The organism is Mucilaginibacter sp. P1_A3 (genome assembly GCF_056406855.1).
Map to the genome: position 1 here is coordinate 46,182 of NZ_JBFTZJ010000004.1, position 19,015 is coordinate 65,196.

The following is a 19,015-nucleotide window of genomic DNA, read 5'->3' on the forward strand; positions in this document are numbered from 1 at the left end:
TTTTGATACATATTGATGCCCTGAAAACACTGGCTGCAACTTCCGCGGTTTGTATTGTAAAAACATTTATCAATACATTTGTATAGGAGCATCCCAAAAGGCATTGCATTCACCAATAAACCGTACTTAAACGTTTACTTAATATCTCACCCCTCATTGATTTAATGGCTTTGAATTATAACCTGCGCAACATATTCCTGTTACCCGTATTGATACTGGTGCTATTTACCGGCTGTAAAAAAGCTGATAAAACATCGCAGTATACTATAGGTTTTTCGCAATGCGTGGGTTCTGATCTTTGGCGGCGTAACATGCTGGATGAAATGAAAATGGAACTGTCATTACATCCCGATGCCAGGTTTATTTATGCTGATGCTGATAACAGCAGTAAAAAACAAATTGAGCAGGTAAAGAAAATGCTGGATGAAGGCATCGACCTGCTGATCATATCACCTAACGAGGCGCAGCCGCTTACGGGTATAGTTGAGCAAATCTATAATAAAGGTATCCCCGTTATTGTTATCGATCGTAAAACCTCCTCAGATTTGTATACAGCCTATGTTGGCGCCGATAACTACCAGGTTGGTAAAATGGCAGGTGAATATATTGGCGCCAATCTTAAAGGCAAAGGAAACGTAATAGAAGTGATGGGATTGCCAGGCTCCTCCCCTGCAATTGAAAGGCACCGGGGATTTAGCGCTGCTTTATCAAAGTTTAATAATATTCATATTAAAGCACAGGTATATGGCGATTGGCTAAAAGATCATGCCCAAAAACAGCTGAACCTGATAAAACCTGACTTAAAAACCGCCGATGCCCTGTTTGCACATAATGATGTAATGGCCGGCGGATCAAGGGAGGTACTTAATAGCCTGCACTTAGATCATCATGTTAAAGTTTTAGGGGTTGATGCTATGCCGGGGAATGGTGGTGGCCTGCAAATGGTGGCATCAAAAACCATTGACGCCAGTATGATGTACCCTACCGGCGGCAAAGAAGCTATTACTACCGCTTTCAGGATCCTGAATAAGGAATCATTTGCTAAGGAGAACATCCTGCAGTCGCTGGTTATTGATTCAACCAATGTGCAGCTCATGAAGCTGCAATGGAACAAGATCAACAGTCAGCAAAAGGATATTGAGCGGCAGCAATCATTGTTAGAAGAGCAGCGCCAGGTTTATAACAGCCAGCAGTTGGTTTTAAACATCATTGTAATTACACTGGTACTCGCCATAGTTTTTGGAGGACTTGCATTTTACTGGCTGATGGAAAACCGGAAAATCAACAAAAGCCTGGAAACCAAAAACAACGAGATCTTATTACAACGTAACCAACTGATTGAAATGTCGGCACGTGCCGAGGCCGCAACCGAAGCCAAACTGAATTTTTTTACCAATATTTCGCACGAGTTTCGCACCCCTTTAACCCTCATTCTTTCACCCGTTGAAGATATGATGGGTAATGAAAAGCTCGACAAAGTTGCCGGCAAAAATTTAACCCTTATCCATAAAAACACATTCAGGTTGCTGAGGCTGGTAGACCAACTGATAGATTACCGCAAAATAGAATACGATAAACAGGAAATAAATGCATCGCCCAATAATCTGGTAGAGTTTGTGAGCGATATATTGGATAGCTTTAAGCATAATGCTCAAAAACGGAATATCAGTTTAAACCTCGTATCATCAGCAAAAAACATAACCGTTTGGTTTGATGCCAACATGCTGGATAAGGTTTTCTTTAACCTGGTATCCAATGCGCTTAAATTCACAAAGGATAACGGCAGAATACAGATAATATTTACTCCGAATACCGAATCTGTGGAGATAGCCATAAACGATAACGGCATAGGTATGGAACCCGAAGAAGCTGAACACGTTTTTGACCAGTTTTACCAGGCTGACAATGGTAACAGCAAAGGTTCGGGACTCGGGCTTTCTCTATCAAAGGAAATAGTAAATCGTCATCATGGAAGCATTACGGTAAGCAGCAAAAAATGGCAGGGCACAACTTTTACTGTAACCCTGCCACTTGGCAACCTTTACGCCTATAATAACGATAAAAATAGCCCGGTGATCAACGCCTCAGTTCTTGACGAACGTTCCCGGATCTATACAACCGACCTTGAACAAGGCGAAATAAAGCCCGATCCCAATTTACTTGAAACACCTAAAGAGCTATCCATACTCATCATTGAAGATAACGCCGACCTGCTAAGCTACCTGAGCGATAAACTGGGCGAAGACTATGAAATATTTACAGCTAACACCGGCACGCAAGGATTATCAGAGGCATTTGAGAAAGTTCCCGACCTCATCATATCTGATGTGGTACTGCCAGGCATATCGGGCAAGGTGATTACCCAAAAACTTAAAACAGATATCCGTACATCGCATATCCCTGTTATATTACTAACCGCGCAGGCCGGTGTTGAACAACAAATAGATGGCATCCGCAGTATGGCAGATTGTTATATGGTGAAGCCCTTTAGTTATGATCAGCTGTTGGCAACTGCAAAAAATCTGATAAAAAACCGGTTAATACTAAAAGAGCACTTTACCAGCGACGTTAGTCATGGCAAAATACCGGCATCAAAAAATATCGACAAAAAATTCCTGAATGATTTTGCCGGCATTGTTGAGCAAAACCTGGCCAACGAAAACTTTAATGTTGACGATATTTGCAAAACCATAGGAATTTCGCGGGTGCAGCTTTACCGTAAAGTAAAGGCCCTGCTGGGTTGTAGCATTACCGATTATATTTTAAACAGAAGGCTCAAGAAAGCCAAATACCTGCTGGTTAATGAGGCGTATTCCATATCCGAGATTACTTACATGGTGGGCTTTGCCAGTCCCAACTATTTTGCAACTGTATTTAAGGCAAAGTATGACTGCACACCAAGCGAGTTTAAACGCAGGCAGCATTTGTAAATGTTAAAGGCAGCATTTTGTTTTATTATCAAATTAAATTTTGTAAGTTTATTTTTAAATAACATCTTTAGGCAAACCTTTGTACTTAATCCAAAAATTGAAAAAGTTTATTGCCATAATGTTACTAAACATTCACCTGCTAAACATTGGCGGGCAACTGGCAATACATCAATACCTGGTTTATAAAACAAATAAGTTTTTTACAGAACAAACCCGCAAAGGTCTTTATAACGTTAAGGATCTTACCGAAATAGCTATACCGGTAAACTTACCCAACATTCACGATTGGAAACATTTTGAAAATATAGCCGGCCAGATACAGTTCGGCAAAACCAACTACAACTACGTAAAAATGAAAATGACCAGGACTGCCATCCACCTGATGTGTATTCCTAATTATGAAACTACCCAGCCGGTTGATAAAAACGTGGTGAATGCCAAAGGCGTAAAAGATATCCCGGTACCTCAAAAAGATCATGTTCCGTATGGCAAAATAATTATACAGGAAAACATCAGTTTCTCCTTTGTACAATTTGAGTTTTATTGCCCTATAAAAAATTTACAAGAAAACGTTGTACAACCCGTGCAACCATTGGTTCATTACCACCAGGATATTCCTGAGCAACCACCTAAAACTTCCTGTTAATCCCCCGCCCTGTTTTAATTCATTTTCTGGATTTGCTTTACAGTACTGTTGATTTTTACCAGGATTTGCCTGCGCGTTTATTAATTCCCGCTTGCCTTTAAATTTAGGTTAGGGAGAAAAACATGTTGGCAGCATTCCGATAAAAAGTCTCTTTGCACGTAAGGCATCTTCCAGACCATTTTCAAATCTTCAAATTACCAAATGGCCATGCCTTACATACCTCTTGAATCTCATTTACCGGGAATTACCGGCCTGCTTGAATACAGCAAAGAAACTGCTGAACCTATCCGCGATTTGACGCAGATCTTACTGCGCGGCCCTTCAACCCTATCAGAAGGCGACCGTGAACTGATAGCTACCGTTGTATCTCACGGCAACCAATGCAAATTTTGCACCACAGCCCACACTGCCGCCGCCGATTTATATATCGGTGAAACCGAAACGGCTCAAAAAATAAAGGAAAACATTGAAACAGCGCCCATTACCGAAAAAATGAAAGCGCTGCTTACCATTGCCAAACTAACAGGCCAAAGTGGTAAAAATGTAACCACGCAACATATTGAAAGGGCTAAGGCTGCCGGCGCAACAGATATCGAAATTCATGATACGGTACTGATAGCCGCCCTGTTTTGCCTCTATAACCGCTATGTTGATGGCCTGGCTACAGCCCTGCCCGCTGATGCCGGATACTACAACGTATTAGCCGACAGATTGGTTAACCACGGCTACACCCGCCTGCCGCAAGGCTATGATCACCTTAAAAAATAAACCCCATCCTAATTAAATTAAACACCAAATCACAATGAAAAAACTTTTATTCATCTTATTACTACTCACGTCAATCAACCTGTTTGCGCAGGAAACCAAAATAACGGGTACTATAACCGATGCCACAACCGGCTCGCCTATTGTTGGCGCAAGCATCAGCGTTAAAAACAAGCTTGCCGGCACCATAACCGATTCAAAGGGTAATTACAGCCTTACTGTAAATAAAATCAAGCTACCGTTTACACTGGTAATATCGGCTGTTGGCTATGAGTTACAGGAAAGCCCTATAACCGCCCTCAATGGTACTATCAGCCTAAAACTGCAACAAAAATCAATTGTACTTAATGAGGTGGTATCATCTGCCACCCGCATCAACCAAAGCATTTTGCAGTCGCCGGTAAGTATCGAAAAAATGAGTTTGAAGGCCATCAGGGAAAATCCTTCTTTCACTTTTTATGATGGCCTGCAAAGTTTAAAAGGACTTGAAGCAGTAACCAGCAGTTTAACTTACAAACAGATCAATACCCGCGGTTTTAACAGCACAGGTAACAGCCGTTTTTTACAATTGGTTGATGGGGTTGATAATCAAACACCCGGCCTCAATTTTTCAGTAGGTAACTTGTTTGGCGCATCGGATATTGATATAGAAAGCGCGGAGGTAATTCCTGGCGCAGCCTCGGCATTATATGGTCCGGTAGCTTTTAATGGTTTGTTATCGTTAAAAACCAAAGATCCTTTTAAATACCAGGGCTTAACCGTACAGGTAAAAACCGGGCTTAACCATTTTGGCGAATCGGTTGTAAAACCACAGGGTTTATATGATTTTGCCGCGAGATATGCCAAAGCTTTCAATGATAAATTTGCTTTTAAAATTAACGCTTCATACCTAACCGGCCGCGATTGGTATGCTGATAACTACACAGATGTAAGCGCATCAACACCGGTTGCGCAGCGTGGCCCAAACAATCCTGGTCGCGATGCATTGAATATTTATGGTGATGAAGTATCACGTACCCTGCCAGGTATAGGCCTGGTTTCAAGAACCGGTTACGAGGAAAAAGACCTGATGAACTACAATGTATATAGCCTGAAACTAAATGGTGCATTACAATACCGCATCAGCAATAACCTGGAAGCTATTTACCAATACAACTATGGTCGCGGTACAGCAAGCTATACCGGCAGCAGCCGTTTCGATCTTAATAATTTTGTATTGCAAACACACAGGGTTGAGTTAAAAGGCAGCAACTTTTTTGTTCGTGGCTATTCCGTTGCCGAAAACTCACACGACTCCTACAACACCCGGTCGCTGGCACAATTCATCAACCGCGATTGGGTTAAGGATTTGAGCGGCAACACCGTAACTCCAGACAAAGCCGATGATACCTGGTTTACCCGTTACGCTGCAGCCTATAATGGCTCCGCAAATGGCGTAACCGCACACGATAATAATGCCGCCAGAACTTTTGCCGACCAGGGTCGTTTTTTACCGGGTACAGCAGATTTTAATGCTGCAAAGAATGCATCAATCCATAATTATGGCTTAAGTGGTGCAGGCGTTTTTAGTGCCAGTAAATTTTATCATGCAGAAGGTCAGTATGATTTTACCAGCGCTATCAAAATATTTGAACTGCTTGCCGGTGGCAGCTTCCGCGATTACCGCATGTTTACAAATGGTAGTTTATTTGATGATAAAACCAACCGCGTAACCATCCAGGAGTACGGCGCGTTTATGCAGGCCGCCAAAAAGCTGTTTGATGATAACCTGAAGCTGACGGCCTCTGTACGTTATGATAAAAATGAAAACTTCAAGGGCAGCTTTACACCACGCTTCTCGGCAGTGTATACGGTTGATAAAACCCATAATTTCAGGGCATCGTACCAAACCGGTTTCAGAAACCCTACCCCGGTTGATCAGTTCATCCACCTTAACGTAGGCTCTATTACCATATTGGGTGGTGCACCTAACAACAGCAAAGGATTAAACGTGTATGAAAACTCTTTCACTGCTTCATCTGTAAGTGCATTTGGTGCGGCGTTTGGCGCAGCGATGCAAGCCGGTACACCATTTCCGCAGGCAGTGGCAAACAATAAAGGGTTGCTTAAAAAATCAAATGTGGCCTACATTAAACCCGAACAACAAAAGGCCTTTGAGCTGGGTTATAAAGGTTTAGTTGCCGATAAATTATTGGTAGATGTAAATTACTATTACAGCAGCTATACCAATTTTATTTTGAACACCGTAGTTATACAACCACAAAATCCTATCCTGGCTGCCGATGGAACTATAAATACTGCTGCCGCGAGTGATATTCCTAATGGCAAGGTTCACGCCTTCCAGCTGTACACCAATGCACCAGATAAAGTATCGGCACAGGGTGCAAGCGCCGGTTTAACTTATTTGTTTGATAAAGGTTATGCCTTAGGAGGCAACGCTACCTTATCTACATTTAACCTGCGCAATGCCAATCCAAACAATATAGCCGCGTTTAACACACCAAAATGGAGCACCAATGCAACGTTTGGCAATAGCAATGTGGTTAATGACTTTGGCTTTAACCTGGCCTGGCACTGGCAAAGCGCTTATGACTGGTACGGAACGTTTAATGGCACCCGCCCCGGCCGTGTTGACGCCTATTCAATGGTTGATGCGCAGGTGAGCAAAAAGTTGCCAAAATTCAAATCAACAGTTAAATTAGGGGGTAGCAATATCTTCAACAAGCACATCTACCAATCATATGGTTCGCCCGCTATTGGCGCCATTTATTATGTATCAATAGTATTTGATGATCTATTAAAATAAAATAACATGAGCACCATTGTAATTGATGAGCAGGTTGCAAAACCTCAAGCAGATATCACCACGGCTTACCGGGTAATATTATTCGTGATTTGTTTTTTTAGCAGCGCATTTGGCGGTACTGTATCTACCCTCATGTCGGTTTACCTGCCAGTAGTGGTAAAGGATTTGCAGGGCGACCTGCCTCCCGGCGAAATAAACTCCATCAGTGGGTATATCAACGCCATATTCATTTTTGGCTGGGCCTTAGGTGGTTTTACGTGGGGAGTTATCAGCGATAAAATGGGCCGTAAAACAGCGCTTTTAATGGCCATTGGCTGTTATGGTATTTTCACCATATTAACCGGGCAAATGCCAAACTGGTGGGGCGTTGTACTTTGCCGTTTCATGAGTGGCTTTGGCGTAGGCGGTGTATTGGTTACTACCATTACCCTGGTGAGCGAAGTTTGGCCTGCAAAAAGTAAAGCAGTTGTCATCGGTATATTGTCTATCGCTTTCCCTGTGGGGATCTTTTCGGCCGGGCTTATCAATTACGTGGTTTCTTCATGGCGATCAGGATTCCTGATCGGGATAATTCCATTAACGTTGGCGCTTATCGGTGCCTGGCTGTTGAAAGAATCACAAAGCTGGCTAAACTACCGTAACGATATTGCCAACAGGAACAACCCGTTAAACAAGCTTTTATCAAAAAACCATCGCCGTGAGTTAATTGTAGGCTCTTTAACCTTTGGCACCATGCTCATTGGTTTATGGGCCATTTTCTCCTGGCTGCCAACCTGGGTGCAAAGCCTCATCACTACCCATGATGCCGCCAAAGAGCGCGGCCTGAGTATGATGTTTTTAGGTATGGGCGGCCTAACCGGCGGTTTCCTATCGGGCTGGTTGGTTAACCTTTTAACCCTGCGTCGGTCGATGCTCATTTGCTTTGCAGTTTGTGCGGGTATGTCATTCATCCTGTTTAAAACTAATACCACCTTTACCCCGGTGATATATGGAGAAATTGCCATACTGGCCTTGTTCTTTGGAGCAAGCCAGGGTGTGTTATCAGCGTATATACCACAGCTGTTTTCAACCGGAATCAGGGCTACAGCTACAGGGTTTTGCTTTAACATCGGCCGTATATTTACAGCTACCGCTGTATTATTTGTAGGTATATTGGTATCAACCCTGGGTGGCTATGGTAATGCGATATTCATTTTTTCGCTGATATTTATTGTAGGGCTGTTGGTGGTATTGTTTGGGCACGAAAAGCAAGCCAAAAGCTGAAAAGCTAAAGCAGAAAGCAAAGAAATAATTCAAAATAAAAAATTCACTAACTCACTAATTCAATAATTCACTAATTAAAGAATATGGCACACATCAATGTACCCGAAGGTGTTCCGGGCATCCGCTCACTAGTTATGTTCAGGCCCGAAACCGGTAAGCCGCTGTATGAGCTGGCCCAGGTATTGTTACGCGGCGAATCAACCCTGACAGAGGCCGAGCGCGAGCTGATAGCCGCCTATGTATCCTACCGTAATAATTGCACCTTTTGCTACAGTAGCCACGCGGCTGCGGCAAGGTATCTTTATGGGGACGAGGCCGCCATTGTTGACGAAGTTTTAAAGGATATGCAGCAGGCTCCGGTAAGCGATAAGCTAAAAGCTTTATTGAATATTGCCGGTAAGGTGCAGATATTGGGCACAGAAGTTAAACAGGCCGATATTGATGCCGCTCGTGAACTTGGCGCTGCCGACCGCGAACTTCATGATACGGTATTGATAGCCGCGTCATTCAGTATGTTTAACCGTTATGTTGATGGACTGGCAAGCCTTACCCCCACCGATCCCGAAGCATATGCCGAAATGGGCGTACGTATGGCGAAGGGCTACGCTTTACCACCACAACCGCAGCAATAAAATTATTCATTGATAGATAAAACACATTATGGCACATATTGAATTGAATAACGATCTACCCGGCATCAGGGGATTAATGTTTTATAGACCCGAAACCGAAGCCCCTATGAACGCCCTCGCGGAACTTTTACTGCGCGATGAAAACAACACGCTAACCCGTGGCGAACGCGAGTTGATAGGAACCTATGTATCCTATTTAAATGATTGCTTTTTTTGCCAGAACGTACACGGCGCGGTAGCCGGCCATTATCTTGGCTGCAGCATGGATGATATAGATGCCATCAAAGCCGACTTTACATCGGCAGATTTATCGCCCAAAATAAAAGCGTTGCTGGCTATCGCGGGCAGTGTGCAAAAAGGAGGCAAATATGTAACTCCAGAACAGGTAGAAGCGGCCAGAAACGAGGGAGCTACTGACAAGGAGATTCATGATACCGTATTGATAGCTGCCTCTTTCTGCATGTTTAACCGCTATGTGGATGGACTGGGCACCTGGGCACCGCAAGACAGATCCTTTTATGTAAACCGTGCGCCTCAAAGAGCGGTTGAGGGCTATGTGGGCAGTATTTTAAAATAACATTTTTTAACCCAAACCATATCAAACACACAAGGCCCTGCAATTGCGGGGCTTTATGTGTTCTAAGCAATATCTAATAAAATTTATTGTAACAACGCTTAATAGCATCTATCAAAAGCTACTCAGCGTCTATTGTTACCGGGCCAACCAGGCCGGATTTTAAAAGCGGTGAATCTTTGCTGTAAAACCTATTGGTCGAAAACGTGAACCTACCGCTGGTACGGGGCAAACCTTTTACCAGCCAATCTGGCCAGGTATCATTCTTTATACCATCATCGGGCAGTTTTTCATCTCCAATAAGCCGGTTGGGCCATAAGTTTACCACTTCTATTTCCAGCTTATTATTCGTTTTTAATACGGCATCTGTAATATCAACTTTCCAGGGAGCTGTCCACAACACACCCAGATCCTTCCCGTTCAATTTAATCCGGGCCATATTTTTAATCTCACCCAGATCAAGGTAAAGTCTTTTAGTTTTTTGCGACGCGGTGCTCCCTGGCAGATCAAAAACTTTATGGTAAACGGCCGTACCCGAGTAGTATTTGATACCATCTTCGGGGCGCGATGTCCAGTCTGTCAATTCATCAAACTTAATGTTTTTCGGCCCTCCCCATTTAGGATCGAACGTGACCTGCCATGGGCCGGTTAAAGTTTTTAATACCGTAGTGGCAACAAAATTTTCATGAACCGTTAATGCCAGCGGATCATTTTTAGCAAACACGATAAAAAAGCTTTCATAAGCCGCTAATTTCAATGGTATAGAAGTAAGCTGCCCTTTCACGGTATACTCTGGTAGGTTCTTAATTTCGCTGGTGATCGGATCCCATAGTTGCGGAACGCCTGTAATGCTTCTGAATGATGCTAAAGTACTCACCGGTTCAGCTGTACGGTTTGATACAAAATAAATATCTTCATTGCCAGTTGTTCTATGGGTGTATCTTAATTGGCCGTTAGCTTTAAAATCCTGTTCAACATTTATTGACTGGAGTATTTTAGCTGTCAGTTCATATTCGGGATAAAGGTCATTAATCTGTTTGCTCAGTTCGCCTCCCCATATTACCTTACCTTTACCATAAGCGTGTTCAGTTTGTACAGCTGGTTCCGGCAAGCTACCCCAAATCATTTTTGCCATGGTGCTAACCTGTACATCGCATGCAGGGTAACCCGATAACCCCGGTGATTTTAAAGGAGCTGAACCAACCACGGTAGCGCCATCAGCCACTAACGACTTAATTTTTTGCAATAACGCGGGTGTCATGGTTTTAACGGCAGGCAGTACCAGCAGCCTGTAACTCGCACCTCCCGGAAACATGATCATCCCACTCTCCACACGCGCGTTATACAATTGACCCGGTGAGCAGCCATCAAAATTATACCCTTTCCTATCGGGCAATACAACATCCCCATCCATAGCTGATGATGGCGGCCGGAACACATGCGGCGAACCTTCGGGTGTTAAGTAAAGTACATCGGCCACCGATCTTCCCTGCTGCAAAATATACTGGCAGCGTGAAATATAATCATGATAACTGCCCACCATCGGCCACCAGGTTTGGTTTCTGTCCCAATGAACGCCGTATGGCCCCATGGTTGAGCCGGGCCTCAATGAATCGGCCAGGAACTGGTTTTGGAAAGTGTGGTAAACAAACCGGTTAATACCTGTGGCAAAAGCCCAGTCGCCCTGATTTTTCATCGAGCCGGGGTATTGTTTCCAACCCTCATTATCTTGTGCTGTAAATGCCTCTGCCGGAATTAATGCCTGGCCATTTACATGCCCTATTGAAGTTGACTCTATACAACTGAACGAAGAGTTAAATCCAAGTCCTTTGCTCCAAAATTCGGCCATAGGTACATCAGCTACCGAGCCCAATTCCAAATCGGCAGTTGGGTTCATGTCATAAGGCTCAATGGACAGCTGCATGCCCATTCTGTGCGCATATGTTTTCACTTGTCCTGCATGGTTTTCCAATACAAGTTCCTGTGCGGTTTGCCGCAGATCCCACAAAAAACGCTCGCTTATTTCATCGCTCTCCACCATATTGCCCGCATAAACCGGGTAATAAGGCAAGGGGTCGTAACCCCTTCGTTTTGTAAATTCTTCACGAAAGCGGGGAGTCCAGTTCTGCGAGCCCATTTCCCAGCTATCCATGTGCAACCTTTTTAAACCGCCTGCGTCGGCCGCATCGGGCTTACCTGTTTTACGCAGCAATTTGCCCACGTAATTATCCAGGTGGGCGTTCAATGCTACTGTATCAAACTTATCCGCCTCGAAACCCAGGCCGGGTACAGGCGCCGGCCGGGTTATAGCTCCGTTATTGCGCCGGCCTAAGCGCATAATTGTCCAATTACCTTTTGGCACTTTCCAATTGAGCGTACCATCGGGTTGTAATTTCCCTGCCAGGTCAATTATCTTACTTTTATTGATCACAGCCGCCTTAGCTGGTTCTGCATATTCAAAAGCCGATGGCAAAAACTGCTTAACTCCTTGCACCGATGAATACGGGGCCCGGTAATACAAAGCCTTTTCATCTATATCAGCTATTTTGGGCGATGGCAATGATGGCGTTGGATAAGCCAATACCGCCACATCTTCATAAAAATCATTCCACTGTTTTTTTAGCTCGGGCGTAAAAGCTCCTTCACCAAAGTAGGGCGGTTTTGGGGCCGGCACCGGTAAAACAAGAGCCTGTTTTGTACCTCCTGCCACATTGATACTACTGCTAACCAGGTGTTGCATAGACTGCGACACGGGCACCCATGGTCCGCCACTCCCTGTCCATCCGGGACCAATACCCAATGTAATTTCGATACCCAGCCGTTTGGCCTCACTTACCGCATGAGCAAACATGTCCTGCCATTCTGCAGTCAAAAAATCAACCGGCCCGCGGGGGATGCCAACATTAACTTCCAAAAAAATAAGATTACCTATCCCCGCCTTTTTCATGGCTTCCAGATCGGAAGTGATGGATCTGGCCGACATATTGCCATCCATAAAATACCAGTAAACACCTGGTTTAGCCGAATCCGGCGGGTGAACAAAACCGGCTTTTACGTTGCTGACCTGTGCATAAGGTACATTTAAACCCATCAAAAAGGCAATAAAAAAGCTCACCACAATTTTATACATAAAGATTTTTTTAGGTTGATATACCATGGGGTAACGAAGATAATAAACCGATGATTCAAGGGCATCCCTATCCATCCTGAAAACCGATTTAATTAACATATAATATTTATTTTTAGCGCAGCACTTACCAGGCCCTAAAAATGAAAACCAAAAACAGCTATCCAATCTACCTAAAAGGCATTGCTCCGTTCCTGATGCTGGCACTTGTCCTTATAACACAGCCTGCCCTATCCCAAAGTAAAAAAAAGGCTGCCACGCCCTTGAACACGATTACCAACTTTGATAAGGATGGCAAACAGGTAACCCGTTTTAGTACCGTTGGCGATGCTATAGACGCGCACGATGGCGAGATAGCCCTGTTCAACGGTGTTTATTACCTGTATGGCACCAGTTATGATTGCGGCTTTGAGTGGGGAAACAAAAGCGCGCCATTTTGCGGTTTTAAAAGCTATTCATCCACAGATATGGTGAACTGGACTGATCGTGGCTTCCTGTTTGATGCGCAAGCTCCGGTATGGCAAACCCGTTGTAACGGCAATACTTATGGTTGTTTTCGTCCGCATGTTATTTATAATCAAAAAACCGCATTATATGTGCTTTGGATAAATGTTTATGATAATGTATCCGGCTACCGCGTGTTTACTGCAAAAAGCCCGGCGGGCCCTTTTACAGAAGTTGCCGAGCCTAAACTGGCTGTAAATGCCGATGCCCCGGCGGCTGGTTTAAATAATGGCGACCATGATACTTTTGTTGATGATGACGGCACAGCCTACCTTGCCTATACCGATTGGCGCACCAAGGGCAGCATCATAGTTGAAAAATTAAGTGATGATTACCTGACCGGAACTGGCGAGGTTGCCAAAGGCATTACCAAAGGCGATACCGAAGCACCGGGAATGTTTAAACGGAATGGCATTTACTACATAGTATATTCAGATCCTAACTGCGGCTATTGCTCTGGCACCGGGGCATCATACCGCACAGCGTCATCGCCGTTGGGGCCATGGTCTGATGGGAAAAAGATCAGTGATAACTCTTGCGGTGGTCAGCCATCTTTTGTATCGACTATAAAATTGGGTTCGGATACGGTTTTCCTCTTCGGCAGCGACCTGTGGAATAATGCCGCCAAAAACGAAGCGCTGGCCAATTACTATTGGGCGCCACTAAAATTTAATGCCGACGGTTCGATTATTCCCATGACTTGTGATCAGGCTTTTAAGGTTTCGACACTAAACAACAGAACCGGCAACAACCCTGATGCCGTAAATTATAAGATCACATGCGATATCAGCAAAAGCATGCAGCGATCACAGTCGTTCACACAAAACTCTTCGGGTGCTTTAACATTTAGCCTCACAACATTCAAAACCGGTTATCCAGATGCCGGCTTGCAGCTTACAATTTATAAAGCAAATAGTGCTGGCCAACCAACCGGTGAGCCATTGGGTACACAAACCGTCCCAGCCAGTAAAATTGGCTGGTCAGCAAAAAAAATTGACGTATCGCCCCACATGCCATCCATAAAACCAGGCAAATATTGCGTTGTGATAAGCTCGACAGCAACTACAGGATGTTACGGGCTTGCTTATCGCGACAGCAAAAAACCAAATTTTATAGAAAGTTATAGTAATGATGGTGGTAAAATATTCATCTCAGAACCCCACAGATCGTTAAAATTTGGATGGACCATCTCAAATAACTTTAAATAATCAACCCCCAAAAAGATAATCAACAAAAGCCTCATAAATATATAGCTGCAGATCTTCCATGTGGGAAGGCTTTATTTACATTCGTTTGCTTTTCATCAAACTAAAATCCTACCTTGTATCAACCAATTAATTATGAAAAGAAAAACCTTTATCCGTTTAGGCGGCACTCTTATGGCTACACCTTTTTTATCTCCTATCATCAGTTTGGCCAATCAGGCCCCATTACAAAACTGGGCGGGCAACCTTACTTACAGCACGGCCAACGTGCAATACCCACGCTCGGTTGCGGAGGTACAACTATTGGTTAAAAAACACGGCAAGCTTAAGGCTTTAGGCACGCGGCATTGCTTTAACCGGATAGCCGACAGCAAAGACGACCTGCTATCGACCAAAGAACTAAATAAAGTGATTGCCATTGATAAAAAAGCGATGACCGTTACCGTAGAAGGTGGTATTAAATACGGCGAACTGGCTCCTTATCTGCACAAAGAAGGTTTTGCACTTCATAATTTGGCTTCGTTGCCGCATATTTCGGTTGCAGGCTCTATCACCACGGCCACGCATGGCAGCGGTGTTAAAAATGGTAACCTGGCCAGCGTCGTTACCGCCCTGGAAGTGGTAATTGCCGATGGAAGCATTGTGCATTTTTCAAAAGCTGCCGACCCCGAAAGGTTTAACGCGGTAGTGGTTGGTTTAGGTGCCATAGGCATCATAACCAAAGTAACACTGGCTATTGAGCCCACCTATATGATGCGTCAGCGTGTATTTTTAAAGATGCCCATGGCGCAGGTAAAACAGCATTTTGATGCCATAGTATCTGCGGGTTATAGCGTAAGTTTATTTACCGACTGGCAAAGCGACAGCATCAACGAGGTTTGGATAAAAAGCCGTATTGCTGAAAAAGACCATAATGAGCCCGAGTTTTATGGCGCAAAAGCAGCCACCAAAAACCTGCACCCGATATATGACCACCCTGCCGAAAGCTGTACCGACCAGATGGGCGTACCCGGACCATGGTATGAACGCTTACCTCACTTTAAAATGGGCTTTACCCCAAGCAGCGGTAAAGAACTGCAATCAGAATATTTTGTGCCGATAAAACATGCGGTGGAAGCAATTGAGGCAATTGCCAAATTAGGCAAACAGGTTGGTCCGCATTTGTTTATAACGGAGATTCGCACAATTGCAGCCGATAGTTTATGGTTGAGCCCTTGCCATAACCAAACCTCAGTTACCATCCATTTTACCTGGAAACCCGAAACAGAAGCTGTTACCAAACTGCTGCCTATTATTGAAAAAGCACTTGCACCATTCAACGCCCGGCCACATTGGGGTAAGGTGTTTACGTTGGATCCTAAAGTGTTGGCTTCCCGCTATGAAAAATTGACCGCGTTTAAAAAGATAGTCGCGGAATATGACCCGCATGGAAAATTCAGGAACCCGTTTTTGGATCATAATATTTACGGGGTGTAATGGTATGTTTTTTTGACAACTATGGTAAGTAAATATTTTAATATTTATCTTACCTTTCTGCCGGTAAAGCCTTGTCATGTCCCGTTTGCGCTATTTGCTGCTGTTTATTCTTGTTACTACTTTCTATAGCGTTCATGCTCAGCAGGATATGGACCTACATTTGAGCGATACGTTTCTGCCCGGTAAAAATGTTCTGAAAGTAAAACGCGATTTTCTTGATCCATATTTATGGGTTTTAACCCAAGGCAACGGCGTTTATCGGATCAACAGCATTACCGGCGATGTTGCGGATTACAGCAGTCAATTTACAGGTTACAGCAATTTCAACTTCATTGATATAGCGAGCGATAGCAAAGATGCAGTATTCGTTGCTACCAATAGCAGCAACGTACTTAAATACACTGGCAGCGGTATTGAAGTTATCGGTAACTCAAAGGGATTAACAGGCGATATAAATTCCATCGGCTTTAATTACACACAATCCGTATTTAGCCAGGGATCAGGATCAGGCGATATCGGCAAAGACGAATTGATGATAGCTACAACGGATGGTCTTTATCCTTATTCTAAGAAGAACGGAACGGTGAGGCGTGTCAACATGGTTAAAACCGATATGAGGTTGTTTGAAAGCACCTACCGCTCGCTAATGTTTACTGATGTTATTACCAGCAATACCTATCCCAATAACGCAAAGTATTACGAAGTTGCCAATTTCTATACTTCTTCTTTTGAGTATACAGGTTATATATGGCTCGAGGGGGATAAATTTGGCAAAACGCTTAAGTCTGCCTACTACGGTAATGCCGGTATTTTTGACGCCTACAACCAGCAATTCCCTTATACCGGCAATCAGTTTTGGTCAACAGAAAATGGCTTATTCCAAAACAGGTGGAGCGGTTCAAATACTACAAACAGCCCATATAATCACTACCTCAACGGTGTAAATATTAACAAGATCACTTCTATTTTTGGTTTAATTAATGTAAAAAGCCTAACGCAAGAGAATTATTTACTTGGAACCGACCAGGGTTTGTATTTTTCAAATTCAAACAACAAAACCCACGACAATCTTTTCGATTATTCATTTCAGCATTATGACGGTTTAGGCAATAAGGTGATCAATGATATTTGTGTTAACGCCACTTCTTACGCGTCGCCAATATGCGAGGACGGAGTTTGGGTTGCCGCCCAGGACGGATTGTATCTATTAAAGCCAGATTATGGCGCTTACATCGACCAAACTCAACGATTAAAGGGGATTTATATTGATGGCCAAGACCCCAGTCTAAATGAGTTTCAGGTATGCGGAAATATTATCTTAAGCGCACGGCTCACCTACTCAAATTATGTTGGCGGCCTGGCACAATGGTATAAGGATGGCATAGAGATTCCAAACGAAAGCAAGGACAAGTATACCATTACCAGCGCCGGCGACTATTACGCAATTTTATATGATCCCTGTTCAGCTCTCCACTTTGAATCCAATCACTTAAATGTAACACAAATAGCTGCACCCATATTTACCTTTAATTATCCCGATGTACTAAATTATTGCGCCGGCTCAGCCGCTTCATTAAAAACAGAGAATAAACCCAATTACCAATACCGCTGGTATAAGGATGGCGTACTAAACGGCAACACAACCGCCACACTTGATAATATAACCGAAACCGGTAAATACAAAGTAGAAGTAAGCGCCTGCGCCGGTAATTGGATACCCTCAAAAGAGGTACAGGTAAATTTCATTACTCTACCAAAGCCCAATGTATCGGCCGATAAAACATCATATTGTGATGGCGATCTGGCTACACTATCGGCAGCCGTACCAATAGATGGTTCACAGATCATCAACTGGACAATTTATCAATACAAATGGTACAAGGATGGCGCTCCAATAAGCGGTACAGGTTCATCTATAAAAGTTAACCAAACAGGAAAATATAAAGTGGAAGTTACCAGCTGTTCGGGCTCCGCGTTATCAGATGAAGTACAGGTAATTTTTGATAAACCGGTACAACCGGTACTCGTTGCCGATAAAGCGGCCTATTGTATAGGCGACAACGCGAAGCTGAGTATAAATACCAGCATTGATCCTCTTTACACCATAACCTGGTTCAGGGACGGAAATTTATTACGTACCGAACTGGGCAAAACGAGCATAACAACCAATCAACCGGGAAACTATACCGTGAATATCACTAATAGCACAACCACCTGCAAAATCCTTTCAGCTGTTTATGCTTTAAGTTTTACCCCTCCCCCCACCATCAGTATACAACAAATTGTAAATACTACTTTATGCGATGGCCAAACGGTAGACCTTAAAGCCTCCTACTCCAGCGGCAATATCCGGTGGACTACCGGTGCAACCACCGACAAAATAAGTGTTAAAAACTCGGGGACTTATAAAGCAACTATTGCTACTGTTGCCGGTTGCGAGGTAACAGAATCTGCAACGGTACAATTTTTACCAAACCCTTCTTTAAATGTTCCTTCGGCCACGCTTTGTCAGTTTACTAAGGAAAGCATTACACTTACGGCCCCCGATGGCTTTGTTAAATATGAATGGAACGGGCAGGCCGGCAATACTACTTTTTCTACTGATAAACTGGGTCCGGTAAATTTAACCGTTACAGATAATAACGGCTGCAAGGCCACACAAACCATCAACATCAGCAGCCATTGCGATGATATTCACATTCCAAACACATTTTCGCCAAACGGTGATGGCCGTAACGATAACTGGGTAATTGCCGGCCTGGAAGGCGATTTATCAACTACAGTTAAGGTTTACAACCGCTTAGGCAACCTGGTATTTCAATCAAAGGGCTATGCCTCTCCGTGGAATGGCACCTTCAATGGGAAAAAGTTGCCTGCCGCCGTGTATTACTACGTAATCAGTACGCAGGAAGCCAAACAGGTGCTCAGCGGATGGGTAACAATACTCTATTAATAGCAATACTTGCCGCTCAACCTTTGGCAAATCACAAGGATAGGACAGGGCGAATAATTATCAGATAGATTTTTCTTAGAGGCTGTCTAAAAATAAAAAACAGGCCGTCATTGCTGTAAGGTACGAAGCAAGGA

The 19,015-nt window shown here is 43.7% G+C and carries 11 protein-coding genes; 10 read left to right on the forward strand and 1 reads right to left on the reverse strand.

The window, feature by feature from the left end; genetic code table 11:
- Positions 1 to 164 precede the first annotated feature (164 nt).
- The 7 genes from AC1D0K_RS09105 (at position 165) to AC1D0K_RS09135 (ending at position 9,619) form a co-directional block, all read left to right on the forward strand.
- Positions 165 to 2,930, forward strand: coding sequence for a substrate-binding domain-containing protein (locus tag AC1D0K_RS09105; RefSeq protein ID WP_477391003.1), 2,766 nt, complete (start codon positions 165 to 167; stop codon positions 2,928 to 2,930).
- 97 nt (positions 2,931 to 3,027) lie between these two features.
- Complete coding sequence (locus tag AC1D0K_RS09110) at positions 3,028 to 3,576, forward strand: hypothetical protein (RefSeq protein ID WP_295717145.1); 549 nt, start codon at positions 3,028 to 3,030, stop codon at positions 3,574 to 3,576.
- A 207-nt stretch (positions 3,577 to 3,783) separates the two neighbouring features.
- Positions 3,784 to 4,344: a carboxymuconolactone decarboxylase family protein gene (locus AC1D0K_RS09115; RefSeq protein WP_477391000.1), complete on the forward strand. Its 561-nt coding sequence runs from the start codon at positions 3,784 to 3,786 to the stop codon at positions 4,342 to 4,344.
- A 34-nt stretch (positions 4,345 to 4,378) separates the two neighbouring features.
- A complete protein-coding gene (locus AC1D0K_RS09120) occupies positions 4,379 to 7,147 on the forward strand; it encodes a TonB-dependent receptor (RefSeq protein WP_477390998.1) in 2,769 nt (922 codons plus the stop codon).
- A gap of 6 nt (positions 7,148 to 7,153) precedes the next feature.
- Positions 7,154 to 8,410 (forward strand): MFS transporter, encoded by a 1,257-nt coding sequence (locus AC1D0K_RS09125; RefSeq protein ID WP_477390996.1) that lies wholly within the window; start codon positions 7,154 to 7,156, stop codon positions 8,408 to 8,410.
- A gap of 83 nt (positions 8,411 to 8,493) precedes the next feature.
- Positions 8,494 to 9,042 (forward strand): carboxymuconolactone decarboxylase family protein, encoded by a 549-nt coding sequence (locus AC1D0K_RS09130; RefSeq protein WP_477390994.1) that lies wholly within the window; start codon positions 8,494 to 8,496, stop codon positions 9,040 to 9,042.
- 28 nt (positions 9,043 to 9,070) lie between these two features.
- Positions 9,071 to 9,619: a carboxymuconolactone decarboxylase family protein gene (locus AC1D0K_RS09135; RefSeq protein ID WP_477390992.1), complete on the forward strand. Its 549-nt coding sequence runs from the start codon at positions 9,071 to 9,073 to the stop codon at positions 9,617 to 9,619.
- A 118-nt stretch (positions 9,620 to 9,737) separates the two neighbouring features.
- Here AC1D0K_RS09135 and AC1D0K_RS09140 read toward each other — a convergent pair whose 3' ends face one another.
- Positions 9,738 to 12,845 (reverse strand): glycosyl hydrolase, encoded by a 3,108-nt coding sequence (locus AC1D0K_RS09140; protein ID WP_477390990.1) that lies wholly within the window; start codon positions 12,843 to 12,845, stop codon positions 9,738 to 9,740.
- Between the two features lie 41 nt (positions 12,846 to 12,886).
- Here AC1D0K_RS09140 and AC1D0K_RS09145 point away from each other — a divergent pair, with 41 nt between their 5' ends.
- From AC1D0K_RS09145 to AC1D0K_RS09155, 3 genes are all read left to right on the forward strand, one after another.
- On the forward strand, positions 12,887 to 14,455 hold the full coding sequence (locus AC1D0K_RS09145) for a family 43 glycosylhydrolase (protein WP_477390988.1): 1,569 nt from the start codon (positions 12,887 to 12,889) through the stop codon (positions 14,453 to 14,455).
- 132 nt (positions 14,456 to 14,587) lie between these two features.
- Positions 14,588 to 15,928 (forward strand): FAD-binding protein, encoded by a 1,341-nt coding sequence (locus tag AC1D0K_RS09150; protein ID WP_477390986.1) that lies wholly within the window; start codon positions 14,588 to 14,590, stop codon positions 15,926 to 15,928.
- Positions 15,929 to 16,004: 76 nt separating this feature from the next.
- Positions 16,005 to 18,881: a gliding motility-associated C-terminal domain-containing protein gene (locus AC1D0K_RS09155; protein WP_477390984.1), complete on the forward strand. Its 2,877-nt coding sequence runs from the start codon at positions 16,005 to 16,007 to the stop codon at positions 18,879 to 18,881.
- The last annotated feature ends 134 nt before the right edge of the window (positions 18,882 to 19,015 follow it).